Annotated in this window: 20 protein-coding genes and 1 pseudogene; 10 read left to right on the top strand and 11 right to left on the bottom strand. The window is 70.0% G+C overall.

What is annotated here, in order from left to right:
- Positions 1-53: 53 nt before the first annotated feature.
- Together AC4IJH_RS18770 and AC4IJH_RS18765 are read right to left on the bottom strand one after the other, a co-directional pair.
- Positions 54-710: a CatB-related O-acetyltransferase gene (locus AC4IJH_RS18770; RefSeq protein ID WP_490852900.1), complete on the bottom strand. Its 657-nt coding sequence runs from the start codon at positions 708-710 to the stop codon at positions 54-56.
- 192 nt (positions 711-902) lie between these two features.
- Positions 903-2,096, bottom strand: coding sequence for an alpha/beta hydrolase family protein (locus AC4IJH_RS18765; protein WP_490852899.1), 1,194 nt, complete (start codon positions 2,094-2,096; stop codon positions 903-905).
- Between the two features lie 289 nt (positions 2,097-2,385).
- Between AC4IJH_RS18765 and AC4IJH_RS18760 the strand changes: the two genes are divergently transcribed.
- Entirely contained in the window at positions 2,386-5,793 is a 3,408-nt protein-coding gene (locus tag AC4IJH_RS18760; protein WP_490852898.1) for an nSTAND1 domain-containing NTPase, read from the top strand.
- Between the two features lie 59 nt (positions 5,794-5,852).
- On the opposite strand, the gene AC4IJH_RS18755 is transcribed toward AC4IJH_RS18760, so the two are convergent.
- The 6 genes and pseudogenes from AC4IJH_RS18755 to AC4IJH_RS18730 form a co-directional block, all read right to left on the bottom strand.
- Positions 5,853-7,040, bottom strand: a complete 1,188-nt coding sequence (locus tag AC4IJH_RS18755; protein WP_490852897.1) for an alpha/beta hydrolase family protein — start codon at positions 7,038-7,040, stop codon at positions 5,853-5,855.
- A gap of 307 nt (positions 7,041-7,347) precedes the next feature.
- Entirely contained in the window at positions 7,348-8,592 is a 1,245-nt protein-coding gene (locus AC4IJH_RS18750) for a M20 metallopeptidase family protein (protein ID WP_490852896.1), read from the bottom strand.
- 141 nt (positions 8,593-8,733) lie between these two features.
- Entirely contained in the window at positions 8,734-9,894 is a 1,161-nt protein-coding gene (locus tag AC4IJH_RS18745) for an epoxide hydrolase family protein (protein ID WP_490852895.1), read from the bottom strand.
- An 87-nt stretch (positions 9,895-9,981) separates the two neighbouring features.
- Positions 9,982-10,512, bottom strand: coding sequence for a DinB family protein (locus AC4IJH_RS18740; RefSeq protein WP_490852894.1), 531 nt, complete (start codon positions 10,510-10,512; stop codon positions 9,982-9,984).
- A 187-nt stretch (positions 10,513-10,699) separates the two neighbouring features.
- A pseudogene (locus AC4IJH_RS18735) lies at positions 10,700-10,966 on the bottom strand (class I SAM-dependent methyltransferase); the annotation flags it as partial.
- A gap of 92 nt (positions 10,967-11,058) precedes the next feature.
- Complete coding sequence (locus AC4IJH_RS18730) at positions 11,059-11,796, bottom strand: TetR/AcrR family transcriptional regulator (protein WP_490852893.1); 738 nt, start codon at positions 11,794-11,796, stop codon at positions 11,059-11,061.
- Positions 11,797-12,059: 263 nt separating this feature from the next.
- Here AC4IJH_RS18730 and AC4IJH_RS18725 point away from each other — a divergent pair, with 263 nt between their 5' ends.
- From AC4IJH_RS18725 to AC4IJH_RS18715, 3 genes are all read left to right on the top strand, one after another.
- Entirely contained in the window at positions 12,060-13,256 is a 1,197-nt protein-coding gene (locus tag AC4IJH_RS18725; protein WP_490852892.1) for an FAD-dependent oxidoreductase, read from the top strand.
- 242 nt (positions 13,257-13,498) lie between these two features.
- Entirely contained in the window at positions 13,499-14,182 is a 684-nt protein-coding gene (locus tag AC4IJH_RS18720; protein WP_490852891.1) for a Rossmann-fold NAD(P)-binding domain-containing protein, read from the top strand.
- Positions 14,183-15,162: 980 nt separating this feature from the next.
- Entirely contained in the window at positions 15,163-16,449 is a 1,287-nt protein-coding gene (locus AC4IJH_RS18715) for a glycosyltransferase 87 family protein (RefSeq protein ID WP_490852890.1), read from the top strand.
- A gap of 73 nt (positions 16,450-16,522) precedes the next feature.
- On the opposite strand, the gene AC4IJH_RS18710 is transcribed toward AC4IJH_RS18715, so the two are convergent.
- Positions 16,523-17,083 (bottom strand): helix-turn-helix domain-containing protein, encoded by a 561-nt coding sequence (locus AC4IJH_RS18710; RefSeq protein ID WP_490852889.1) that lies wholly within the window; start codon positions 17,081-17,083, stop codon positions 16,523-16,525.
- Positions 17,084-17,340: 257 nt separating this feature from the next.
- Here AC4IJH_RS18710 and AC4IJH_RS18705 point away from each other — a divergent pair, with 257 nt between their 5' ends.
- From AC4IJH_RS18705 to AC4IJH_RS18690, 4 genes are all read left to right on the top strand, one after another.
- On the top strand, positions 17,341-17,856 hold the full coding sequence (locus tag AC4IJH_RS18705) for a hypothetical protein (protein ID WP_490852888.1): 516 nt from the start codon (positions 17,341-17,343) through the stop codon (positions 17,854-17,856).
- Between the two features lie 2 nt (positions 17,857-17,858).
- A complete protein-coding gene (locus tag AC4IJH_RS18700) occupies positions 17,859-18,983 on the top strand; it encodes an MAB_1171c family putative transporter (RefSeq protein WP_490852887.1) in 1,125 nt (374 codons plus the stop codon).
- A gap of 66 nt (positions 18,984-19,049) precedes the next feature.
- Complete coding sequence (locus AC4IJH_RS18695; RefSeq protein WP_490852886.1) at positions 19,050-20,267, top strand: amidohydrolase family protein; 1,218 nt, start codon at positions 19,050-19,052, stop codon at positions 20,265-20,267.
- Positions 20,268-20,766: 499 nt separating this feature from the next.
- A complete protein-coding gene (locus AC4IJH_RS18690; RefSeq protein WP_490852885.1) occupies positions 20,767-21,102 on the top strand; it encodes a histone-like nucleoid-structuring protein Lsr2 in 336 nt (111 codons plus the stop codon).
- Between the two features lie 308 nt (positions 21,103-21,410).
- On the opposite strand, the gene AC4IJH_RS18685 is transcribed toward AC4IJH_RS18690, so the two are convergent.
- Both AC4IJH_RS18685 and AC4IJH_RS18680 read right to left on the bottom strand, forming a co-directional pair.
- Complete coding sequence (locus tag AC4IJH_RS18685; RefSeq protein WP_490852884.1) at positions 21,411-22,634, bottom strand: serine hydrolase domain-containing protein; 1,224 nt, start codon at positions 22,632-22,634, stop codon at positions 21,411-21,413.
- 72 nt (positions 22,635-22,706) lie between these two features.
- Positions 22,707-23,315 (bottom strand): hypothetical protein, encoded by a 609-nt coding sequence (locus tag AC4IJH_RS18680; RefSeq protein ID WP_490852883.1) that lies wholly within the window; start codon positions 23,313-23,315, stop codon positions 22,707-22,709.
- A 211-nt stretch (positions 23,316-23,526) separates the two neighbouring features.
- Here AC4IJH_RS18680 and AC4IJH_RS18675 point away from each other — a divergent pair, with 211 nt between their 5' ends.
- Together AC4IJH_RS18675 and AC4IJH_RS18670 are read left to right on the top strand one after the other, a co-directional pair.
- The gene (locus AC4IJH_RS18675; protein ID WP_490852882.1) at positions 23,527-23,979 is read left to right on the top strand and encodes a DNA-binding protein; all 453 of its coding nucleotides are present in this window, start codon (positions 23,527-23,529) and stop codon (positions 23,977-23,979) included.
- A gap of 143 nt (positions 23,980-24,122) precedes the next feature.
- Entirely contained in the window at positions 24,123-24,719 is a 597-nt protein-coding gene (locus tag AC4IJH_RS18670) for a dihydrofolate reductase family protein (RefSeq protein ID WP_490852881.1), read from the top strand.
- The last annotated feature ends 155 nt before the right edge of the window (positions 24,720-24,874 follow it).

Here is a 24,874-nt window from a genome sequence, read left to right as displayed (position 1 = left end):
GTCAACGTCCCGCCTGCCTGGCGACAGCCCCTAGAACGCTGGAGCGGCTCGTTTCAACGCGCCTCGCCGGCGGTCGGCGCGACCGCCTCCAGTTCGTCGATGCTGCCGGACATGATCGTGCGGATGTGCTCCGTGATGTGCTCGACGGGCCAGTCCCACCAGGCGAGGGCGAGGAGCCTGGCGATATCCGCGTCCTCGAAGCGGGTGCGGATCAGCTGGGCGGGGTTGCCGCCGACGATGCCGTAGTCGGGGACGTCGGTGGTGACGACGGCACCCGAGGCGATGATCGCGCCGTGTCCGATGCGCACCCCCGGCATGACCATGGAGTTGTACCCGAACCAGACGTCGTTGCCGACGACGGTGTCGCCGCGCCCCGGCAGTCCGGTGAGCAGGTCGAAGTGCTCGGACCAGGAGCCGCCCATGGTGGGGAAGGGGAAGGTCGAGGGGCCGTCCATACGGTGGTTGGCGCCGTTCATGATGAACCGCACGCCGGTGCCCAGCGCGCAGAACTTCCCGATGACCAGCTTCTCCGGCCCGTAGTGGTAGAGCACATTGCGGCTCTCGAAGGCCGTCGCGTCGTCCGGGTCGTCGTAGTACGAGTACGCGCCGACCTCGATCAGCGGGGACTTCACCAGCGGTTGGAGCTGCACCACCCGCGGCTGTCCCGGCATCGGGTGGAGCACCGTGGGGTCGGCGGGAACAGGGGACATGGCACGACCCTCTCAGTCGATCTGTGGAGCACGTCGATGATCGCATGTGTGGGGAGGGACGTGCCTGTCCTTTTTCCCGCAGCCGGTCGGGGCTGCTTGCCCCGTGGCTGGTCAGGGCTGCTTTCCCGCAGCCGGCCAGCGCTGCGCGGACCGGTCGTTGTCGCGGCGACCGCTCGGTGCAGCGGCGCCCGTTCAGCGCCGGGGAAGGTGCCGCGCGAAGAAGGAGAGCACCGCGTCGCGGACCGCGGGCACCGACTTCGCCGGGTCGTTCGCGCCGACCAGCTTGACCCGGTCCTCGTACGTCATCAGCCCCGCGGCCTGCAACTGCGGCGCCATGGCCGCATAGTCGGTGAACACCCAGTGCGTGGCGTTGTCGATCTGCCGCCGTCGGGTGCAGCCCTCAGGGTGCGCCAGCATGGCTCCCCAGGAGCGCTCGAAGCGCTGGTCACGGAAGCCGTCGGTGCCCAGCAGAAGCAGCGGCCGGTCCACCCCGTCCCGCGCGATGGGGAACAACTCCCCCTGCTCGCCCGGCTTGTCGGGCAGATAGTCCAGATAGCCCTCCAGGTTGACCGCCGCGTCGATGCGCCGGTCCTCGTACAGCGCCTCGGCCGCCGTGGCCCCGCCCGCCGAGTGCCCGTACATGCCCACCCGGCGCATATCCAGCGCACGGCCGAGGCCCGGTGGCAGCGGGCGGCCCGCGGCGTCGGGATTGCGGCCCGCGGCCAGCTCTTCCAACTGATCCAGTACGAACCGGCTGTCGGCGACCCGGGTGTCGAACATGGTCCGGTTGACCCGCGGATCCGTCCGGGGGTCCGCGGGCAGCCCGTACGGGCGCACCTTGTCCCGGTAGGGAGTCTCGCTGGGGAAGTCGACCTCACTGGTCTCGCCGGGGTGATCGATGGTCACCACGACGTAGCCGCGGCTCGCCAGCTCCTCGGCGACCCCGCTGCCGATGGTGCGCGGGTCCGCGCCGCCCGGGCTGTAGAGCAGCACCGGCCGCCGGACGGGCTGCGCGGGCGCTCCCTCGTACGAGTGCGTCAGGGTGGCCGCCCAGTCCACGCCCGCCTTCGGCAGTTCCGGGTGCGCGGCGGTGTCGATCTCCTTGAACAACCGCGCGGCGTCCGCGGTCAGCTGCGGCGCGACCGGGTAGCCGCGCACCGTACGGGCCGGGTACCGCACCGTGGCCATCACCTCCCGCTCGCGAAGGTCGTGGTCCCACGGGTCGGCGCGTTCGCGGTCGACCAGATACAGCGTGGTGACCCCGACCTGATGCGGGCCGGTGGGCGCGGGCAGCCGTACGGTGACGTCGCCCGCGGGCCGCGCCTGGGCGACGCCGCCGCCGGCCAGCAGCAGCGCCACGGCGAGCGTGGTGATCCTGCGAATCATGGTTCTCCTTTGTACTGAGGTGCTTGTGCTGAGGCGCTTGGGCTGAGGCGCGCTCCACTGTGCTCGGGCGAAGTCGGCGCACGGGAACATCCCGCGCTCATGAGCCCTTCGCCGAGGGGCGGGCCGGGCCCGCACCAGGGATTTCACCTGCTGTCCCGTTGTCCAGCAGCCCCCTTTCGCGCCCCTGGACAAAAGATCAGGCGGGGTCGGGGGCAGGCCCGCGAGAGGCTGTCGCGTACCACTCGGGCATGCTGGCGAGCGTTGTCGATCTATGGGGGAGAGACGGGCGATGGGGCGGCGCGAGAAGCCGATAGACCCGGCCGCGGGACCGGTGCAGGACTTCGCGTGCGCGTTGCGCGCGGCGCGCGAGGAGGCGGGCCGGCCGACGTACCGGGTGATGGCGCAGCGGGCGGGGTATTCGGCCAGCGCCCTGGCCGGCGCGGCAGCGGGTGAGAAGCTGCCGTCGCTGCCGGTGGCGCTGGCGTACGTGACGGCCTGCGGCGGCGACCTCGAGCAGTGGGAGCGGCGCTGGCACGAGGCCCACCGGGAAGAGGCCGCCGGCGCGCCCGCCCCGCACGAGGAGACGGCCGACCCTCCCTACCGCGGACTGGCCCGCTTCGAGCCGGGCGACAGCGGCCTCTTCTTCGGCCGCGACCGTCTCAGCGACGAGCTGACGAGCCTGGTGCGCGACCACCGCTGCGCGATGCTGTTCGGCCCGTCGGGCAGCGGCAAGTCCTCCCTGCTGCGCGCCGGGCTGATTCCCCGGCTGCGTGGCGCCGAGGACCCGCGGCTGCGCCCGGCGACGATCCGGATGCTCACGCCCGGCCCCCGGCCCGCCGTCGACCACGCGAAGCTGTTCACGCCGGCCCCGGAGGCGGGGGAGACCTGGCTGGTCGTGGACCAGTTCGAGGAGCTGTTCACCCTCTGCTCCGATGAGGCGGAGCGCGCCCGGTTCATCGCACTGCTGCTGACGGCCCAGGACGCGAGCAGCCGACTGCGGGTGGTGCTCGGCGTACGGGCCGACTTCTACGGACAGTGCCTGGCCGACCGCCAACTGGCCGCGCTCATCCGGAAGGCGAGCCTGCCCGTCACCCCGATGACGCGGGCCGAACTGCGGGAGGCCGTCGTCAGGCCCGCGGCCGCCGAGGGATTGATCGTCGAGCGGTCTTTGACCGCCCGGCTCGTCGACGAGGCGGCCGACGAGCCGGGAGGCCTGCCGCTCCTGTCGCACGCCCTGCTGGAGACCTGGCGCCGCCGTCGTGGCCGCACCCTGACCCTGGAGGCGTACGAGGCCGCGGGCGGTGTCCACGGCGCCATCGCCCAGACCGCCGAGGCGGCCTACACCCGTCTCTCCCCGCAACAGGCCGAACTGGCCCGCCGTATCCTGCTGCGCTCGATCGCCCCGGGCGACGGCACAGCGGACACCGGACGCCCCGTCGATGCGGCCGAACTGGAATCGGGCGATCCGGCGATGACCCGTCAGGTGCTCGACACGCTGGCCCGCGCCCGGCTGATCACCCTGGCCGAGGGCCGGGTGGACCTCGCACACGAGGCGCTGATCACCTCCTGGCCCCGGCTGCGCGACTGGATCGAGGACGGACGCGAACGGCTGCGCGCGCACCGCCGCCTCACCGAGGCCGCCCGGACGTGGCACGATCTGCGCCGCGACACCGGGGCCCTGTACCGGGGCACCCGCCTGACCGAAGCCGAGGCCGCCTTCCCCGCACCGCGGGCCCGCGCCACAGCCCCCGACGCACTCGCCGCAGACGAACTCACCCCGCTGGAACGGCAGTTCCTCACCCTCAGCGGTACCACGCGCCTGCGCAAACGCCGGGGCGTGGCCATCGCCGCCCTGTCGCGGCTCGCGCTCCTCGTACTGCTGGCGATCATGACGGGGCTGGCGGTCCGGCCGCAGGGGGACGACGGCGAGCGGCAGCGCGAGGAGGCGGCGGCCCGTAGGGCAGCGGGAGTTGCCGAGAGCCTGCGCTCCTCGGACCCGCAACGCGCGATGCGGCTGAGCGTGGCGGCCTGGAAGATCGCCCAGAACACGGAGACCCGCGCTGCCCTGCTCGGGGCCCTGACGCAGCGCGCGGACGATGTCCTTGCCGTCCCGCTGCCGGAGGTTGGAGCACAGGCGTTCCTGAGCCGGGACGGCCGGACGCTGACCGCGGTGTCCGAGCGCCGGCGCGTCGAGCGGTGGGATGTCCGCACGCACCACAGGGCGGCCGGCCGCACGCTTCAAGAGGTCAAGGGTGCCGGCGAGATCGTGCCGGGAACGCGCGGCCTGGCGCGGAGTGACGACGGCCGATTGATGGCCGCGTGCGGCAAAGGGCTCGAAGTATGGGAGGCGGCCACCCGTCGCAAGCTGTCCGCGTCCTGGAAACACAGTGTGGACAACTGCCGTGACGAGGCTCTGCAGTTCAGTCCGGACGGCCGTACGGTGGGAATTCTCGACGGGACAGGTATTCGCCGCGTGGATATCGCGTCGGGGAGGGAGGAGCGGAGGATCGACCGGCCCTCCCTCAAGGAGTTCGTCTTCGCTTCGGACGGTTCCGCGGTGGTGGGCCTCAGCGATGACGAGGAAGTGCTGCTCTGGCGGCTGGACGCGGTCGACGGCGCCGGTGACAGCGCGGCAGGAGCGCAGCCGGTGTTCAGGTATCGGGTGCCGGGCGGCAGTCCGTACGGGGTGAGAATGGACGCGGCGAACGGCAAGGTCCGCTATCTGGAGGCGGGTTCATCGCGCCGTACCGTGACTGTACGGACCCTTGACCTCGGCCGCGCGATGAGCGGAAACCGGCGCACGGGCGCGGACACGAAGGTGGCCCTCAGCCCGGACGGACGCCTCCTGCTCACGTCCCGCACGGCGGCTCGTACCGTGCGATTCCAGCTCCGGGACCGACGTAACGGCGCAGTACTCACTCACCTGCCGGACATTCACACCGGCAATGAGGTCTCCTCCCCAGCCGTCTTCGGTTCTTTCGCACCGGATGGAAAGACACTCGCGTACGGGGCGGGGGCGCCCGGCAACGGGGCGGAATCGGGCACGGGCAGCACCACGGTCTGGGACATCGTCGAGAAGCAGCCGCTCAACACCTTTGCCCCAGCCGGAACAGCCCTCGGTTCGGTGAACGGCAAACTCGCCATAGCGGTCAGCGACAGGCCGGGGGAGACCCGAATTCTGGACGCACGCAGCGGTAAGCAGCTCAAGCAGTTGCCCGGCAACGACGGCGGTGCCTTTCGAGCCCTGGCCTTCAGCCCCGACGGCGCCCATCTGGCCGTGGGCGACGCGCAGGGCGGGGTCACCCTCTGGGACACCGGATCCGAGAAACGGCTGGGAGTCCTCGCAGGTACGGACACGGGCACCGGCGCTCCGGAAGCGGTGACCGCGCTCGCCTTCTCCGCCGACAGCCGCACGCTGGCCGTGGCGGGCGCGCGCGGCGCGCTGCGCCTGTGGGACGTACCGTCCGCCCGGCCTCTGGGCTCGTCCCTGACGGCGCCGGGCGAGGCGGTGGCATCCGTGGCCTTCACTCCGGGCGACACCAGCGTGCTCAGCGTGGGCGCGCACACCCGCGAGCAGCGCTACACCCTCGCCCCGGACCGTGTCGTGGCCGAGGTGTGCGACCGCGCCACCGGATCGCTCTCCGAGGCGGACTGGGCGACGTACCTCCCCGAGGTGCCGTACCGAGAAGTCTGCTGATCCGTTCGGCTGCGTCCTGGGGCGCGGCCCACGCCCCAGGAAACAGACGACAGCGCGCCTCAGGGACTGTGGAACCGGACCTCGGGATGGGCGCTGCTCGGGCCCGTCAGCAACGGCTGCGGCACCCCGCGCAGATGCTCGTCGAAGAAGGCCGCCACATAGGCGCGGGTGATCGTGGTCGCCCGCCGCGCGGACAGCGGCGGCTGCGGCAGGCCGAAGTGCTCGCTGATGACAGGGCTGTCGGAGAACGTGAAGTGCTCGGCCCCCGCGACGGTCAGCCAGCGCTTCCAGCCGCCCAGCGTGGGCCACATCGTGTCCCAGGTCTTGTCCTTCCCGCCCGGCCGGTGCATTTCGTCGTCGGTGCCCAGCATCATGAAGGGGCGGCCGCCGAGGCCCTCGGGCGGCAGCGCGTCGAAGAAGGCGCCGTCCATGTTGATGCCCGCCCGTACGCGCCGGTCGCCCGCCATGGCCGTGGCCGCGCTCGCGCCGCCGATGGAGTGCCCCGCCATGCCGATACGCGACGTGTCGATCATGCTCGCGTATCGCCAGACCGGATGCCGCCCGGTCAGCCGGTCCAGCAGGAACGACACATCCTTGGCGCGCGTCGCGGTCACGACACCGGCCGACACACCGTCCTTCTCCACCGCCTTGCAGGCGACGCAGGTGAGCATGCGGCCACCCGGGACGGCGATGCCGAAGGACTCGTAGGCGTGGTCGACGGAGGCGACGACATAGCCGCGGCTGGCGAGGTCCTCGGCCAGGTTGGTGAGGGTGTAGCGGGAGACCCCGAAGCCGGGCGAGAGCACCACCAGGGGATAGCGTCCCTTGGCGGGGCGCGCGTTGACCCGGGCGTAGGTCTTCATCGCGCTCAGCTCCTCCGCCGGTACGGAGGCCTCGATGCCGAGCCCCTTGACCAGGAGCGCGGTCTCCTCGGTGGTGGCGTACCGGGCAGGGCGGCCCGCGCCGGGGCCGGACGCCGGGTAGTGGAGGGTGGTCATGAGTTCCCGGCCGTCCGCGCTCGGCACCCAGGGGTCCTTACGGGAGCGGTCGACGAGGTGGAGGGTGGAGCTGCCCACGGCGTACTCGCCGGTGGGGCGCGGGAGTTGGGGGCGGTCGGCCCGGGTGGCCGGGGAGGCTGTTGCCGTGTCCGGGGCGGCTGAGGCCGGGCCCGTCAGGGCGACCGGAAGGGCGAGAGCGACCGTGAGTGCGGCGGCCGTGGCCGCTCGATGGAGGTGGAGTCTGACCATGGCGATCACGCTAGACGGGACAACTGCCCAGGTGCATCGGCCCTGAGTCGGGGTTCGACGCCCTCGCGTACGGCCAACGGACGAGACCGGTGACCGGCACAGGATGAGGCCGACGCCGGGGAACCACCCGCCCTTTGCGGACGTTGCGCACCTCGACGCGTACGAGATCACGCACGGACGGCCGGGGAACCGGCCGTGGACCCCGCCCCGCGCCCCGGCCCCGATCTGACCCTGCGCATGGCGGTCGCGCTCCTGGAAGGGACCGAAGGCGAGCCGGACTCGCTCCGCGAGGAGCCGGGCGGCGCATTCAGCTTCGCGGTGCGTCTGGACGACAAGGGCCGCCCTGGCTCTGCCCGTTGAGGTACGCCGTCGCCACCGCGGTGTGCACGGCGGCGCCGACGGCCAGGGCCTGCTCGTCGTACACCACCTGGCTGGAGTGGTTGTCGGGGGCCTGCAGCGGGACCTGGCCGGGCGGGCAGGCACCCAGGAACGCCATGGCGCCGGGAGTGCGCTGCAGGACGTAGGCGAAGTCCTCGGCGCCCATGATCGGGTGGTGCAGAGGGTGCACACGCTCGGGGCCGAGGAGCCGTGCGGCGGTCCGCGAGACGAAGTCGGCGAAACCGGGGTCGTTGGACACCACCGGTGTGATCTCCGTGAGTTCGAGTTCCGCGGTCATGCCATGGGCCGCCGCGACGCCGTTGGCCACGCGCATGATGCCGTCGCGTACGGCCTTGCGGCTGCTGTCGGACAGGCTGCGGAAGGTTCCGGAGATCTGTGCCGTTTCGGGGATGACATTGAGCGCGCTGCCGGCCGCCACCTGGGTCACGGTCAGGACGGCCGGGTCGAAGACGCTGACCGTACGCGTCATCATCGTCTGCAACGCCTGGACGATCTCGCACGCCACCGGGACCGGGTCCAGCCCCCGGTGCGGGGCCGCGGCGTGCGCGCCCCGCCCCCGGACGGTGATCCGCAGGGTGTCGGCCGCCGCCGACTGCGGGCCCGGCCTGAGGTGGACCGTGCCCGAGGTGTGCCGGGTGGTGATGTGCAGCGCGAAGGCCGCACCGACCGCGGCGCCGTCGTCGGTGTCCAGCACCCCTTCGTCGATCATGCGCTGGGCACCGCCGCAGATCTCTTCGGCGGGCTGGAACATGAACACCACCCGGCCCGACAGCTTTGCCCTGCGTGCGGCCAGGAGCCGGGCCGCGCCGACGAGCATCGCGGTATGGGTGTCGTGCCCGCAGGCGTGCATGACGCCGGGAATGCGCGAGGCGAACTCCAGTCCGGTGTTCTCCTGCTGCGGGAGGGCGTCCATGTCGGCACGCAGCAGGATGGCAGGACCCGGCGCCGAACCGTTCAACACCGCCACTACGGAGGAGAGTTGGCGCCCGGTGGTCACCTTCAGCCCCAGGCCGGACAGCGCCTGCAGGACGGAACGCTGGGTGCGGGGGAGGCCCGTGCCGAGCTCGGGATCGCGGTGCAGGGAGCGCCGTAACGCGATCATCTCCGGCAGGAGCCGCCGAGCGTCTTCGAGCAGCGCACTGTCATATTCCATGCCCCCATGATGAGATCGCGCCTCCCGCGCGGCCAGGGGTAGGGCACTTCGCCGCCCTGAGTCCCGGCCGTCCTGCGCACTGGCCGCGCCGCGTCCCGGCCAGGGCGCGGCCGGGACGCTGATGGCGCTGCCCCGCTGCTCTCAGCGCACCGTACGGAAGAAGGCCCGGATATCCGCGACGAGCAGTTCGGGAGCCTGAAGTGACGCGAAGTGGCCGCCGGTGTCGAACTCCGACCAGTGCGTGATGTGGTGCGACAGCGCCGCCAGCCCGGGAATGGCCCGGTCGCCGAGGAAGTTGGCCACCCCGGTGGCCACGCCCGACGGGGCGGGACGCTCGCCCCAGCCGTCCGCGCCGGCTTCGAAGTAGAGGCGCGCGGCCGACCCGGCGGTGGAGGTGAGCCAGAGCGTGGTGACATTGGCCAGCACCGCGTCGCGGGCGGCCGACGGCTGCTTGGTCTGTGTGGGGTCGTGGTCGACGAACCACTCCAGATTCCAGGCGAGTTGCCCGGTGGGGGAGTCGTTGAGGGCGTAGGCCAGGGTCTGCGGGCGGGTCGCCATCTGCGTGGCGTAACCACTGTGCCCGTACCACCACATCTCGTTCTCCTGCGCCTGCTCGCGCTCGGCCGCGGAGAGAAGGTCCAGCTCGTGCGGACCGCTGGCGGTCGCCGCATTGGCCAGCGCGTTCACGTGTACGCCGATGACGTTGTCCGGGCACACGCGGCCGACTTCGGGAGAGACGATGGCACCGAAGTCGCCGCCCTGGACGCCGTACCGCTGATATCCGAGACGCTGCATCAACTCGGCCCAGGCGCGGGCGATACGGTTCGTTCCCCAGCCCTTCTCCCGGGTGGGCCCGGAAAAGGCGAATCCCGGGACGGACGGCGCGACGACATGGAATGCGTCGGCCGGATCTCCCCCGTACGAACGCGGGTCGGTCAGCGGACCGAGAATCTCCAGGAAGTCGCTGACCGTACTGGGCCAGCCGTGCGTGATCAGCAGCGGGGTGGCTTCCGGCTCGGGGGAGCGCACATGCAGGAAGTGCACCTTCTGCCCGTCGATGACGGTGGTGAACTGCGGGACCTCATTGAGCCGCGCCTCGTGTGCCCGCCAGTCGAACTCCTCGGCCCAGTACGCGACCAGCTCCTTGAGATACGGCAGGGCGACACCGTAATCCCACCCCGCCCCCGGAAGCTCATCGGGCCACCGCGTGCGGACCAGCCGCTCCCGCAGATCATCCAGATCGCCCTGCGCGATATCGATCCGAAAGGGGGTGATGTCCGTGCTTGCTGCGCTGTGTTCCATGCACCGCACGCTAGAAGCCCTTGCGGTCAACGAGCGACCGCAATCCGCCGCCCGCCCAATCTTTCCCCCGACGCCACTCCTCCGCGGCTACCGGCCCTGGTCACTCGCCCGCAGCATCCGGAGCTGACCGATCTCCGCGGCATTCTTCATCAGCTCGGAGTTCACCCAGCCGACCATATGGGCGACCGTGTGCTCGGAATCGACCGGCCAGGGAAAGGGGGCCGCGGCGTCCAGATCGGCATCGGTGAGCCGCTCCAGCACCGCCAGCCACTCCTCACGCAGCCCCCGCAGCCATGCGATGGCCGCATTTCCCTCCCCTGGCCAGGTGACCTCACTGCGCTCCGGAGGCGTCCGCCCCTGCGCGTGATCGACGGCCGCCCCCCACCACCAGCCGATATGCCAGCTCACCCAGCCGATCGTGGGCACCGGAACGGGGTCGGGCTCGGAGTCCGCCCAGTCCGGCACCCACCTCCCGTCCGCATCCGGCCGCACCGTCCAACTGTGGGACGAGGCCTCCCACAAAAAGTCCTCGGGTCCGAGCCGCTCCAGGTGGTACTCGAACAACGACCAGGTCAACTCGAACTGCCAGCGCAACAATTCACCACGGGATACATGCACCGGGCGACCTTGGCACACCACCACCCCCGCCCCAAAACACTTATCTGCCGCCCCCGGACTCAGGGCCGGAGCGCCGCCAGCAGATCGACCACATAGACCTCCTCGACCGTCCCGCCGGGGAAGGCTTCGTACAGACGAGCGCGTTCGTCGGCGAGAAAGGCCTGGGGTCTGGTTTCGCCGAGAAAAGGACGAGCGGCACGTCGGGAAGGGCGCGGCGGCACTGCGCCGCCATGCGCTCGCCCGGTTCGATCGCGATCACGTCGGCTCCGCGTTCGTACAGCAGGGCGGTGGCGATTCCGGTACCGGCACCGACGTCGGCGACCCTGGCGCCCGCGAGGGGGCGTCCTGCGCATTCCTCGACGGCGTCGAGGAGTTCGGGCGGGTACGAGGGACGGCCGGCGGCGTACTGGGCGGCGGCCGTTTGGAACACGTGGGCGCGTGACGTAGCGGTCATCCGCCCATCCTCGGCTATCGATGCGCCTGTGCTCCGCCGATGCACGGGCAGGAGAATTCCGCCGGCCACAGCCAGGAGAATTCCGTCGGCCGTCAGGCGTCGAGCCATGCCGCGATGCCGTCGAGCAGATAGTCCAGGCCGGTGTTGAAGGCGGATTCCGCGTCGGTGTCGGCGGCGTTCTGGATGACCTCGGCGAGGGTGGGATAGCGGCCGGTGGCGAGCATGCGGTCGAGGTAGGGGCGGGAGGCGGACTGCCACTGCTGTTCGTTCAGACCGGTGGTCCGTTCGGCGCGCAGCTCGGTGATTTCCTTCCTGATCGCCCCGACCAGAAAGGAGTTGACCGCATCGGCGGCGCCCAGAACGATGTCGATATCGGAGAATCCGGGTGCGCGGCGCAGCGCGGCGAGTGACATTTCGAGGTGGGCCAGCGCATGAGGGCCGAGATGCGGCCGGCCGCCCAGCAGGTCGGGGAACCACTGGTGGCGGAGCGCGGCCTGGCGGGTGGCGTGGGCCAGGGAACGCAGGGCGCCGCGCCAGTCCCCGTCGGTGGGCTCGGGCGCGGAGATCTCGCCGTACACCGCGTCCACCATCAGGTCCAGCAGCTCCTCTTTAGTGGACACATAGCGGTACAGCCGCATCGGACCCGCGTCCAGCGCCGCGGCGACCTTGCGCAGCGACACCGACTCCAGCCCGTCCGCGTCCGCGAGCTCGATCGCGGCCCGCACGATCCGGTCCCTGCTCAGCGGGCTCGGCGCCGGCCGGCTCGCCGGCTCGGGCCGCTCCCACACGAGCGTCGGCTCGCCGCCCTCGGCCTCTCCTCGTACCGCCATCACGCCTCGTCTCTCGCCGGTCACCGCATTGGGGAATCCAGGAATCCAGGAACCCGGGGTCCCGGGGTCCCGGGGGTCCCGGGGGTCCCGGAAAAACTGACTTAACGATACGCCGTGCTGTTCGATACGTTGTATCGACGGATACGCCGTATCGCTCTCGGTGATCCCGCAGCGCGCGCAAGCGACGGAGGCCATGGCAGCCGCAGGCAGCGCGACCGGCGCGGGATCACGGGGACAGAGCACCACGGAGAAAGCGACAGAACATGCCCAGTACCTCAAGCAGCACACGTACACCGCGCATCGCCATCGTCGGCGCCGGTCCCGGCGGTCTGACCCTGGCCCGCATCCTGCACATCCACGGCATCGACGCCGTCGTCTACGAGCGCGAGGCCTCCCGCGCCGCGCGCACCCAGGGCGGCATGCTCGACCTGCATGCGGAGAGCGGACAGCGGGCCCTGCGCGAGGCCGGTCTGGAGGCCGAGTTCCTCGCCGTCGCCCGCCGCGAGGGGCAGGACATGCGCCTGCTCGACCCCGCCGGCACCCTGCTGTTCCGGCACGACACCCCCGATGACGCCCCGATGGACCGCCCCGAGGTCGACCGCGCCGACCTGCGCAACCTCCTGCTCGACTCCCTTCCCGAGCGGGCCGTCGTCTGGGGACGCGCATTCCAGTACGCGAGCCCCGAGGGCGACGGCTACCGACTCCACTTCGACGACGGCACCACCGCCGAGTGCGATCTGCTCGTCGGCGCGGACGGCGCCCGCTCGCGCGTGCGCCCCCTGCTCACCGACGCCGAGCCCTCCCACATCGGCGTCAACTCGGTGGAATGCGGCATACCCGATATCGACCGCACCCACCCCGACCTGGCGGCCATGGTCGGACGGGGCAACTACTGGGCCATCGGCGACAACCAGGCGCTGGCGGCTCAGCGCAACGGCGACGGCCGCGTCCGTATTCATCTCAGCTTCCGTAACGGCGAGGACTGGCTCAGCACTTGTGGCATTCCCTTCGAGGACCCCGACCGCGCCCGCGCGGCGCTGAGGGAGCTGTTCGCCGACTGGGCCCCGCAGTTCGACGCCCTGATCCAGGCCTGCGACGGCACCTTCGTGCCGCGCCCGACCACCGTGCTGCCCATCGGCCTGACCTGGCCCAGCAAGCCGGGCGTCACGCTCCTCGGCGACGCCGCCCACCTGATGCCGCCCGTCGGCGAGGGCGCCAACATGGCCATGCTCGACGCCGCCGAACTCGCCCAGGCCCTCGTCGCCGCCCCCGGCGACCTGGACACCGCCATCAGCACCTACGAAGCGGCGATGTTCGGCCGCGGCGCCGCCGCCGCGAAAATGTCCGCGGAGATCATGGACACCGTCCTCTCCCCGGAGGGAGCACAGGGGCTGCTGCGGTTCTTCCAGGGCGAGGGCGAGGGCGAGGGTGCCGGTGACGGCGAGGCGCCCGCCCAGTGACCCCGCCCCCGGCCGGGAATGCGCCGGGCCCCGGCCGCTGTTGGGCCGGAGCCACGTCGTGATCACGCCCCTGGAGGGAACCCGATGACTGTCCTGGTCACCACGCCGAACGGTGCCGTGGGGCGCTATCTGACCGAAGCGCTGCGGGGCCGGAGCGATGTGCGGTTTCTCGTACGTTCCGAGGCGAGATCTTCCGTGGCGATGCCACCGACGCGGCGGACGTACGGGCCGCGGTCGCCGGCGTGGACCGGCTCTACCTCGCGCACCCCTTCGCCGAAGACCAGACAGTCGCCGAGGCGAACCTCGGCGTCGCCGCCATCGAGGCCGGTGCGCGCCGGATCGTCAAACTTGGCGCCCGGGCGTTCACCGGCGAGGGGTTCGTCCCGGACGGTGTCACTGGGGCGCATGACGTCATCGCCGACCGGCTGCGCAGCGCCGGTGTACCGGAGTTGACCGTCCTGCGGCCCGACCGATTCCTGCAGAACTTCCTCCCGTCGGCCGCTGCGATCGCCGAGGGCACGCTGGCCGATCCGGCAGGCCCCGGCGCCCGGGGTTATGTGGACGTACGGGACATCGCGGAGGTCGCGGTCGCCGAGCTCCTCGCGGAGCGCCCGGTCGGCGGCGACATAGAGATCAGCGGCCCGAAGTCGCTGACGCTGCCGGAGCTCGCCGACTGCTTCGGCGCCGCTCTGGGCAGGCCGGTCCGGTACGTCGACATCCCGCTCGACGCCGCCTGGCGGGCCGAGTTGGCGGACCGCGGAGTCCCGCCGCGGGTCATCGAGGGTCTGCACGACCTGTACGCGAACTACCGCCACGAGGGCGTGGCCGGTCTCGGCGACGGCGTCCAGCGCGTCCTCGGCCGCTCGCCACGCTCGGCCGAGGACTTCGCTGCCGAGCTGCTCGTACCCGCCGTATCCGGGGCATAGGGCAGGGAAGAGGGAAGGGGGCGGGACGGTTCGCCACCGGCTCCTCCCTGCGCCGGCATCTGTTCGCCGTGACCGGCATCTCGCCGTCGGCCTACCGCCGGACCTTCCGTGCCACCGCGCGTACGGGCCCACGGGCGCGACACTGACATCTGCGCCCGGCGCCCACTACTGTCGCGCGATGGACAACCGCCGGATTCCGCTCCTGTGGCTCTGCGGCCCGCCGGGAGTCGGCAAGTCGACCGTCGCGTTCGAGGTCTTCTGCCGGCTCAGCCGGTCCGGAATCCGGGCTGCCTATCTCGACACGGACCAGATCGCGCTCTGCTATCCCTCGCCGTTGGAGGAATCGCACCCGCTCAGGGCCCGTGGCCTGAGCGCCCTCTGGCCGAACTTTTGGGCCGCCGGGGCCCAGTGCCTGATCGTGTCCGGAAACGTGTCGACGCCCGAAGAGGCCCGCGCGTACGCCGACGCGCTCCCCGACACCGCGGTGACACTGTGCCGGTTGCGCGTTGGCAGAAGCGAACTCGCCAAGCGGTTCACCGACCGGGGATGGCACACCGAGAGGGTGGCGGAGGCGCTGGCCGAGGCCGACGCACTGGACCGGGGCGCCTTCGTAGACCTGTGCGCGGACACCGACGGACTGCCCGTGGCCGACGTGGCCCGGACGGTGTGCGAACGGACCGGCCGGCCGGGCGCCCCGCGGGACACGGGCCCCGTCGCGCCCGTACCGCCACCCGCCACCGCGCTCCTTCCGCCTTCCCCGCACCGGTGTTGTGGATCTGCGGCCCCACCGGAGTCGGCAAGTCCACGGTCGCTTTCGAGGCCTTCACACGGACCTTCCGCGCCGGAGTCACAGCGGCCTGCATCGATCTGCAGCAGATCGGCTTCCTAGAGGAGGCGTGACGGGCGTCGGTCGGTGCTCGCAGCCGTACTAAGCAGCGCGTGTATACGTCCCTTGTATACCCGGCATGTATAGTCCCGGCATGATCACTTCCCTTCCACGACCGACCGCCGTCTCCCCGGCCCGGCCGCCGCGCGCAGGCCGGCGCTGGGACCGACTCGCGCTGGCGGGGAGCGCGGTGGCCGCGCTCGCGGTGGGGCTGTCGTCTCCCCCCAACTCATCGCAGCAGGCGTGGGGTCTGGCCGCCGCGCTCGGGTACGGCTGCGCCGCCGTGATCGCGGCGAGGTCGGCCACGCCTTGGGCCCGTACCCCCGCCGTGACCGCGGTCATCGGCGCGGCCGTCATCCCCCTGCTGTACCTGACGGTGATCGGTAAGGCGCAGATGGAGGTCGGCGTCGTCGAGCGTTCGGCGGACCTGCTGTTCTCCTCCGGCACTCCGTACAACGCCCAGCCGCACGCCGTGCCGGATTTCAACCCCTACCTCCCCGGCATGGCGCTCTTCGGGATACCGCACCTGCTGCTGGGCGATACCCCCTTCGCGGGCGCCCGGTTGTGGTTTCTCCTCGGCTTCCTCGCGGCAGTGATCGCAGCCGTACGCGTCCTCGCCAAGAGCCCGGTCGCCGCACCGGGCCGCATCCCGAGCGGCAGCACCGGCGCGACCGGGGTTCTGTGGCTGATCGCCTGCCCGGTCGTCGCCCTGCCGCTCGCCATCGGTGGCGTGGACCCGCCCGTCATCGGGCTGATGTGCCTGGCGCTGGCCTTCGCCCAGCGGGGCGACGCGGGGCGCGCGGGCCTGGTCCTGGGAGCGGCGGCCGCGCTGAAGTGGACCGCCTGGCCCGCCATCCCCGTGCTCATCGCCCTGCTCGCGGTGACCCGCGGAAAGCGCGCGGCGTACGCAGGCGCGGCAGGAGCCCTCGGGGTCGCGGTGCTCTGTGCCCTGCCCGTGGCACTGGTGGACAGTGGAGCGTTCTACCAGAACGTCGTCCTCTACCCCCTCGGCCTCGGCCCCACGGCGTCATCCGCCCAGAGCCCCTTGCTCGGCCACCTGATCGTCTCGCTCGTACCCCACGGCAAGGCGGTCACCGTGGCCCTCATCGCGCTGAGCGCCCTGGCCGTAGGGGCATCCCTGCTGATCCGCCCGCCGCGGAGCGCCGTCGCCGCCGCCGACCGGCTGGCGCTCGGACTACTCCTGGCGATAGCTCTCTCCCCGGCGACCCGCATCGGTTACGCCATCTACCCCGTCGTCCTCCTCACCTGGCCCCGCTTCGCGCAAGCCCTGACGACGGACAGCCCCAGCCCTGCCGCTCACACACCCCAACCGGCCGCAGCACAGCGCACCTTGGAAAGCGCCGGAGCTTCACCCTCGTGAGTTCAGGCGCTTCACTCTCCTGAGTTCAGCGAAATCCGCCTGCGGATCGCACAGCCGGGGACCGGGGGTGTCATCACTTCTCCTCGGTCCTGCCGTCGCCCTTTTCGTGCTGGAACAGTTGCTCCACGATGCCCAGTACCGCGACCCGGGCCTCGGCGGAAAGCTGCCCCGCTCGCATGGCGATCTCCCTGACCCCGTGCTCTTCCTGAAGGCGGCGCCACAGTTCGTCATCGGCGTCCATGCCACAGGGAGCCCCAGCTTTGTGAGCCTCCTGCGATGAGGACTGGGTGCCGTCCTCATCGCTCTCCGCCCCCTGGAGGCGGTTGAGGCGCTTTTCGACGGCGAGCACCGCGGGATGGTTGTCCGGTTTGAGAAAGTAATCCACGTGCCCGATCCCGAACAGCTCGGCCAGGCTCTGTGCCTTCTCCACCGAGGGGACGGAGCCTCCGTTGCGCAGTCTGCGGATGTACTGCGCGGTGACACCGACGTGGGCGGCGATCTCGGCGTCCGTGTACGACCGCCGGCCCGCGGGATGGACGGCATCCACCAGTCGTTGCAGCCGACGCCCGAACAACCTGGCAGTTTCGGCACCTTGCGAGGGCGTCGTGGTCGGTTCGGGCCGGTGGGTGGTCATGGGTGTCGATCGTAGGCGGCGGCGTCCGGCTCCAGAACCCGAGGGGGGCCACGACTTACCAGGCCCGGCGCCAACCGTAAAAACTCGGCCATTTCTGCGTCGCGCCTCGGCCCCTGAACTTCCGCCCCAACCAAGGAAATAGGGGCCGATGGATACGTAACCGTGCCATAGCCGCAGTATGGGATATGGTGCGGCCACCGCCGCGTGAATGAGGAGTACGCGAACGCCCGCGACCAGTGGTCCACGGGAGGGACGACGTGAAAGAACGCGAGTTACGCAGGCGCTGTAAGCGCATATTACGGGCCCTGGACATCCAGCCGCCGCTGCAAGTGGACGTGCTCTGCCAGCACTTGGGAGAACGCCGGGGCCGCCCGATTCAGCTGGTCGCCCAACCGCTCCCCATCCCCGGCCCCTTCGGCCTATGGGTGGCCACTCAGACGACCGACTACATCCTGTATCAGCAAGAAACCAGCAAAATCCATCAGGACCACATCATCCTGCACGAGGTGGGACACATCCTGGCGGACCATCAGAGCGACGGAATAGGCGACGATCTCGAGCACCAGGACATTCCGGGGATCGCGCAGGGAATCATCAAGCGGGCGCTTCGCCGCACGTCGTACGACGAGGAGTACGAGCGCGAGGCGGAGCTGGTGGCCACCATCATCCTGGAGTGGGCGTCCGTGCTGGACCGGGTGGCTCCCCGCACCGCGAAGAGCCCTTCCGTACAGCGGGTGCAAGCCGCACTGGGCGATCGGCAGGGGTGGCTGTAACCATGCTGATGGCCGTACTCGGCGTGGTCCTCGTCCTGGCGCTCGGCTGGAAGTTCTACCAGGTCTTCAGAGCGCCGCACGACCGACCGCTGCGCGCGGTGACCCTCTGCATCACCTGCGCAGCCATTTCCTTCCCGTTCGGACTCCGGGCCGGCGCGCAGGCCTTTGACTCCCTGGCCGGTGACGGGGCGGCCAAACTCCTGCAGAACGCACTGCTGCTCGGCACCGTCTACTGGCTGATGTGCTTCTATCTGTATTCGGCCGCGGACGGCGAAAGGGGGCGAATCCGAGCCCGCAAAGAGGCCGTCGTCCTCGCTCTCGCCGTCGGCATCATCACCCTCGCCACCGTGGTGACTCCGCCCGTCGAACGCAGCCACACCTACTCCACGGCCAACATGCAGTCCACCGCGGTCGCCGCCTTCTACCTGGCCGCCGGACTCTATTTGGTCTATGCCCTCGCCATGGCGCTGCGGTGGACCTGGCGCTATGCCCGGGTATCGCAACGCCCGTTGTCGACCGGCCTGTGGCTCGCGGCCCTCGCCATGGCAGCCATGGTGTTGGCCGGCACGGCCCGCGCCGTACTCATCGTCATCCGCTGGTACGGCGCCGGCGTCCCACCGGTGCTGATCATTGGCGCGAAACTGCTTCTCGACATTGCCATCCCCGTCTTCGTCGTCGGTGTGAGCTATCCCGGTGTGGCCACGCGCCTGGCCGCGCTCCGTGTCTGGTGGCACCACCGCCGGATGTACCGGCGCCTGCATCCCCTGTGGTCGGCACTGCACCAGGCATTCCCCGAGGACGCACTGAACCGCGTCCCGTCCGGCCGCTGGAGCGAGGCCCTGCGGATACGAGGCGTGCACCGCCGCTATTACCGCCGTGTCATCGAGTGCCGCGACGGACTGGTGCGGGTGAGCCCCTACCTCGTACAACCGGATTTCGAGGCCGGTGCCATTGCCACCGCTTCCCCGGAAACGCTGGCCGACCGTATACGGACCGCCTTGCGCGCACATGCGCAAGGCGCTCCCGCGCCGTCACAAGCGGTCCCCGTAGCATTGCCGACCGAGGACAACCTCGATGCCGATGTACGTCAACTCGCGGAGATATCGGATGCGTTACGCACCGCCTGACGCGAGCGGCGGCATACGGAGAATCCCCCTACGGCAATCCCCTCACGAAACAGGAGCTATCGGCACATGGAGTGTGTGATCACGGCAGGGCAGGTGCTCGTCGGCCCCAACGGCGACGGTGTCGCGGACGGCGCCGTGCTCGTCAAGGACGACACCATCGTGGCCGCCGGGCCGCGGGCCAAGGTCGAGGCCCTCGCTCCGCAGGGCGTGGCCAGGGCCTCCTTCCCGGACGCCACCGTGGCCCCGGGGCTGATCGACTGCCATGTGCACCTCGCCCTGGACGCCGGTACGGACCCCGTGGGCGAGCTGCAGAACACCGACGACGCCGGACTGCTCCTGGGCATGGCGGGCAGAGCACGGCAGCTCCTGAACAGCGGTGTCACCACCGTCCGCGACCTGGGCGACCGCAACGGCCTCGCCATACGCCTGCGCAACGCCATCGCCGACGGCGCCCTGCCGGGGCCGCGCATCCTGGCCGCCGGTACACCCCTGACCGCGCCCGGCGGTCACTGCTGGTTCATGGGCGGCGAAGTCGCGGGCGAGGACGCCATTCGCGACCTGGTGCGGCGCAATGTGGCCGACGGCGCCGAAGTCATCAAGGTGATGGCCACCGGCGGCGGGATCACCCGCGGCGGGCCCGCGATCTGGGAATGCCAGTTCACTCCCGACGAACTGCGCGTTGTCGTGGAAGAGGCCCGCGCGGCCGGACTGCCCGTGGCCGCACACGCGCACGGCACGGACGGAATCGCCGCCGCGGCGGCCGCAGGGGTCGACACGATCGAACACTGCACCTGGATGGCCAAGGACGGCTTCGACGTACGGGACGACCTCGTCGCCGACATCGCGGCCAAAGGCATCCGGGTCTGCCCGGCGGCCAGCCCCAACTGGCGCGGCTTCGCCGAGCGATTCGGCCCGGAGCGCGCCAAGGAACTCTTCGCCCGTGTGCGCTCGATGAGCGACCGGGGCGTACGCCTCATCGCGGGTACGGACGCGGGAGTCTCGCACGCCGTCTTCAACGACTTCGTCTCCAGCCTGGAATTCTTCCAGCACATCGGATTCAGCCCCGCCCAGATCATGGACATGGCCACCGTCGAAGCGGCACGCGCCCTGCGGATCGACGAACAGACCGGCCGGCTCGCGGCCGGCTATCGCGCCGACCTCCTTGTGGTGAACGGCAACCCGCTCGAAGACCTGCAATCGCTGCGCGACGTACGCCTGGTGATGAGCGGAGGACGGCCCCACATCCCCGAGAGCGCCGCACTCCGTCCCGGCGGAAGCAACTGACACCCGCCGACGAGCGAATTCCCGGACTCGACGAGCCCCTGCTATCCGCGGATTGGTCGCTTTTGTGTTCGCCACCTGCGCAGAGTGCCGGGCGCGCACGGCATAGTGGGCGATCCCCAACATGTCCCGAGAGGGTCAAAACGCTCACATCGGACAATGCCAACGACCGTGGCTTTGAGGTCTGCCCTGATGCATGTGGCACGAGTTAAAGAATCAACCCGGATAGATTGCGGCGATGCAGGGCAGGCTCAAGAGACAGCCGCTGTAGGGGGATCGGGGCGCGTTCATTCCAACGCGCTACGCCTGCAGCGGTAGTTAGTGCACGGTCGCCTGGGCGCATCCCGCTCAGCGGGTCGCTCTCTTCAGGGGCCGCGCACACCAACGCAGGCCATGGGACGGAGCCTTGCCCTGTCCCCTGAACTCAATGAATGTGCACGAGAGAGTGAGAATTTCCTCTGCGTGGTGTACGTGTCCCAATCCGAGCCGTATCATTCGGACCATGGCACAGAAGATCGTAACCCTCTACATCGACGACCTCACCGGCGAAGAAGCTGAGGAGGCAACCACTCACACTTTCTCGCTCGACGGTGTGGCATACGAGATCGACCTCGGCCCGGACAGCTACGAGCAGCTGCTCCAGGCATTCGGTCCTTTCGTCAAGGCCGCACGCAAGACGGGCCGCATCAAGGGTGCGTCCGGCGCCCGTAAGGTCAAGGCTGGAGGCAGCGACGACACCGCAAAGATCCGAGCTTGGGCCAAGGCGAACGGCTACAGCATCAACGACCGCGGGCGTGTGCCTGCCGATATTCGCGAGGCATACGCCAAGGCCAGCTGAACACCTGAGAACGATCGACAGTCCCTCGCCACGGTGAGGGACTGTTTTGTCGTCCGGGCGCCGGTCGTCACGGCCGCCCACGAGCCGGAGTTCCGGCCGCCCGTGATTCCGGCATATGCGATCATGACGAATTCAACGCCTCAATCGGACGCCGAACGTCGCGCTCTCTCGGGAAAGGCGCCACCGGCGATTTAACGGCCCCCGTAGAGACGGAGGGAGTCTCCTCCAACTCGTGGCACCTGACGGCGTCGCACCGGGGCCGGATCTTCGCCCCCGGTGCGACGGAACACGGGCGGAACGCGATGGCGCTACGGCCGCTTGCCGCAGAACTCCGCTTCGAAGACGTCCTGGTAGAGCTGGCCGTCCTCCAGCCAGTCGCCGTTGATGTGGAAGGTGAGGCTGTGCGATCCGTCGGCGGTGGTGGCCGAGCTGGTCAGGGAACCCCAGACGATGCCGTCGTGGCCGTACACCTTCTTGCCGCAGGAGAGGGTGCGCACGATCAGACCGAGTCCGTAGTCGTAGAAAGTGCCCGTCTTGACGGTGGTCACAAGCTCCTTCTGCTGCGCGGGCCGGAGCAACTTGCCCTGCATCAGCGCGCTGTAGAAGCGGTTGAGGTCACCGGTGGTACTGATGACCTCGCCGGTGGCACCGGACCAGGCGGGGTTGTACTCCGTGGCGTCGTAGATTTCCGGACCGGGGTCGGTGGCGTACAGCTTGGAGTAGCCGATCGCATGCGGCTTGGGCAGCTTCGGATTGGTACCGGGGAAGGATGTCTCACTCAGGCCGAGGCGGTTGATGATGCGCCGTGTGGCCTCGGCGCCATAGGACGTGCCGGTGGCCTTCTCGATGACCATGCCGGCCAGGACGAAATTGGTGTTGGAGTAGTTCCAGCCCGTGCCCGGTTCGAAATCGGGCCGGTACTTGAGCGCCATGTCGACGATCTGCTGGGGCGTACGCGTCTCATAGCGGTGGGCCAGGAAGCCCGGACCGTTCATGTACGCGTGCCACTCCGGCGTGGACACCATGTCATGGATTCCGCTGGTGTGGTTCAGCAGCTGACGAATCGTGACCTTGTTGCCGTCGTAGCCATTCCCCTTGAGGACGCCGGGCAGCCATCGCTCCACGGAATCGTCCAGACTCAGCTTCCCCTCGCCCTCCAGCTGGAGCAGTACGACGGTGACGAAGGTCTTGGTCAGGCTGCCCGCGCGAAGGTGGTCAGCGGCCGAGCGCTTGCGCTTGCTCGCGGTGTCGGCATATCCGGCCGAGCCGAACCAGCTGCCCTCGGCGGACTTCGTCTGCCCCGCAATCCCGGGCATACCGCCCTTTGCGCGCAGGGCGTCGAGAGCGGCTTGCGTGGCGGAGTGCGTCTGGTGCGGCTCCGCGGCGACGGCCGCGCCGGGCGCACACGTCAGTACGGAAACGGCAGCGGCAATTGCGGCCGCGGCGCGCAGCCCGGCGGCGGATATGCGTGAAGGGCGCCGCGACGGCGTTCTGGTGCGCGCGGTGGCCGGGATCGGTTCGTGAACGGTCATTGCAGTCAGCGCTTTCGGTTCGTCGGTCGTGGATCGCGGCCGTCGGCCGCCGAGATACGGGAGAGCGGCCGCTCAGTGCAGCCGAATCCCTCCGTTGCCATTGATGATCACGTCGTAGTCGCCCTTCAGGCCACCCTTGCCGACATGGCACTGGTACCCGGTCGGCTTGTCGACCGGAACCAGACGGGCCTCGGGAATGTCATCGCAGGTCAGCGACTTCCTGACCGTTTCCCCGATGGTGGCGTACCGCTGCCACGCCGTGGCGTGCACGCCTTCGCGAGTGACCACACCGCCCTTGGTCGGAGTGGCGGTGTACTGCATCAAGATGAATCCGCCCTTCGTTTCCACGCGGAAGGGCACCTCGACTCCCATGTACTTGACGGTGCACATGAAGGTCTGAGGCTTGTCGCCGACCTCCTTGGTGTCGCAGGTACTGCTCGTCGGCTTCGCGACGCCGCCCATGGCGAGCACCCGCGTTTCGAGGCTGTACTTGATCTGCTCCAGCGCCGGCGCCTTGTCTCCGGGCGCGGGACGCTGCGCCGTGGCCTTCTCACCCGCTGCCGCCGTCGGGCTGGCCACCGGCACACCCTTGACCGGCTCCGCCTTCGACCCACAGGCGCTCACCCCCGCGACCGCCAGCACAACCGCCGCCGCCGTACGCACCCACGTCTTGCAACTCACTGCTGCTTCCCCGTTTCACACTGCTGATGGAACGGTTGATCATAGATACGCCAGGGCCGGACCCCTCAATCGGCACCATCACACCCCCGTACCGGCGACGCCCCGCTACAGGACCCCACCTCTGAACCGGACTCCAGCGGCAGCTCAATGCAAACAAAGTGTTCACAATGGATAGTTGACGCCAACTCGTGTGCTGACCCATCCTGATCACATGGCATCGACTTCCGACCAGACCGCGGACCCCTTCACGCCCCCGAACCCGGACCAAGCGCGAGCACAACGCGTCTACGCGTCCCTGTTCCGCATCGCCGAGCGGCATGCCGCCACCGACGCCCAGCGGCAGCGCCAGGTCCACCCCACCGTCATAGCGCCGCACGAGGCCATCCGGCTCGTGTCGTTCCTGCTCAGCGGAGCCGCACGGCCCGAGGAGGGCGAGCCCGAGGTGGACCAGGCGGACATCACCGCCGCACTGAGCCTCGTGCCGCGCGCCCGCGGAGAGATGGACGAACTGGAGGCCGGTCTTCTCCAGATGGCGCGTGGCCGCGGCATGACCTGGCCGGAGATCGCTTTCGGGCTCGGGCTCGGCACCCCGCAGGCCGCCCGACAGCGCTACGAAAGGCTGGTCGGCCGTACCGCCGTCGACGCGGAGCAGGACCGGGAGTAGAGCAGCGCCGTCGTGACGGGCCGGGGTACGACGAGCAGCGAACCCCGCATCCCCACCGCGGATTCCAGGGGAGCGATGCTCTTGGAGCGGCGCTACAGTCACCCTCGCCGTACCCCTGTAGCGTGAAAGAGGAGCGAGTCCCCATGCGCATCGTCATCAGCGAGTTCATGAGCCTGGACGGCGTCGTACAGGCGCCGGGCGGAGCGGAAGAGGACACCGACGGCGGCTTCGCCCACGGTGGCTGGTCGCACCCGTTCTTCGATCCGGAGGTAGTGGGCGGCGCATTCGACGACGCGATGTCGACGGCCGAGGCGCTGCTGTTCGGGCGCCGTACGTGGCAGACGATGGCCGGGGCATGGCCGGAGCGGGCCGGAGACCCCTTCGCCGACAGGATGAATTCCATCCGGAAGTACGTCGTGTCCGGGACGCTGAACGACGACCAGCTCACCTGGAACAACACCACGCTCATCCCCGGAGACCAGGCCGTCGCCCGCATCCGGGAACTGCGCGGGACCGGTGACGGCGACCTGTTGGTCATGGGGAGCCCCTCCCTCGCGCGCACTCTCCTGAGCGAGGGCCTGGTCGACGAACTCCGCCTCATGATCATGCCGGTGCTGCTCGGCGGCGGTAAGTCGATCTTCCCCGCCGACGCCGCACTGCGCACGCTCGAATTGGTCTCCAGCGTCACCAGCAGCGCGGGCGTGAACGTGTGCACCTACCGAACGGTTGACAAGGCATAAGGGACGGGGCAGGGGGGCAGGACGGGCCGGATCGAAGGAACCGGCCCCTTGGCCTGATCGCGAATCAAAAACGGCGAAGGCCCCCGCCTCGTAAGAGTGCGGGGGCCTTGCTTGCCATGGAGCGCCCGGCAGGCCTTGCACCTGCATTTCCCACC

The sequence above is a fragment of the Streptomyces sp. UF-297 genome (assembly GCF_058245575.1).
This window is presented reverse-complemented; position numbering and strand designations above follow the sequence as displayed.

Excerpts from the sequence above, each read along its gene's own strand:
- AC4IJH_RS18770 (WP_490852900.1), bottom strand. The coding sequence starts at position 710 with ATGTCCCCTGTTCCCGCCGACCCCACGGTGCTCCACCCGATGCCGGGA.
- AC4IJH_RS18765 (WP_490852899.1), bottom strand. The coding sequence starts at position 2,096 with ATGATTCGCAGGATCACCACGCTCGCCGTGGCGCTGCTGCTGGCCGGC.
- AC4IJH_RS18760 (WP_490852898.1), top strand. The coding sequence starts at position 2,386 with ATGGGGCGGCGCGAGAAGCCGATAGACCCGGCCGCGGGACCGGTGCAG.
- AC4IJH_RS18755 (WP_490852897.1), bottom strand. The coding sequence starts at position 7,040 with ATGGTCAGACTCCACCTCCATCGAGCGGCCACGGCCGCCGCACTCACG.
- AC4IJH_RS18750 (WP_490852896.1), bottom strand. The coding sequence starts at position 8,592 with ATGGAATATGACAGTGCGCTGCTCGAAGACGCTCGGCGGCTCCTGCCG.
- AC4IJH_RS18745 (WP_490852895.1), bottom strand. The coding sequence starts at position 9,894 with ATGGAACACAGCGCAGCAAGCACGGACATCACCCCCTTTCGGATCGAT.
- AC4IJH_RS18730 (WP_490852893.1), bottom strand. The coding sequence starts at position 11,796 with ATGGCGGTACGAGGAGAGGCCGAGGGCGGCGAGCCGACGCTCGTGTGG.
- AC4IJH_RS18725 (WP_490852892.1), top strand. The coding sequence starts at position 12,060 with ATGCCCAGTACCTCAAGCAGCACACGTACACCGCGCATCGCCATCGTC.
- AC4IJH_RS18715 (WP_490852890.1), top strand. The coding sequence starts at position 15,163 with ATGATCACTTCCCTTCCACGACCGACCGCCGTCTCCCCGGCCCGGCCG.
- AC4IJH_RS18710 (WP_490852889.1), bottom strand. The coding sequence starts at position 17,083 with ATGACCACCCACCGGCCCGAACCGACCACGACGCCCTCGCAAGGTGCC.
- AC4IJH_RS18700 (WP_490852887.1), top strand. The coding sequence starts at position 17,859 with ATGCTGATGGCCGTACTCGGCGTGGTCCTCGTCCTGGCGCTCGGCTGG.
- AC4IJH_RS18695 (WP_490852886.1), top strand. The coding sequence starts at position 19,050 with ATGGAGTGTGTGATCACGGCAGGGCAGGTGCTCGTCGGCCCCAACGGC.
- AC4IJH_RS18690 (WP_490852885.1), top strand. The coding sequence starts at position 20,767 with ATGGCACAGAAGATCGTAACCCTCTACATCGACGACCTCACCGGCGAA.
- AC4IJH_RS18685 (WP_490852884.1), bottom strand. The coding sequence starts at position 22,634 with ATGACCGTTCACGAACCGATCCCGGCCACCGCGCGCACCAGAACGCCG.
- AC4IJH_RS18675 (WP_490852882.1), top strand. The coding sequence starts at position 23,527 with ATGGCATCGACTTCCGACCAGACCGCGGACCCCTTCACGCCCCCGAAC.
- AC4IJH_RS18670 (WP_490852881.1), top strand. The coding sequence starts at position 24,123 with ATGCGCATCGTCATCAGCGAGTTCATGAGCCTGGACGGCGTCGTACAG.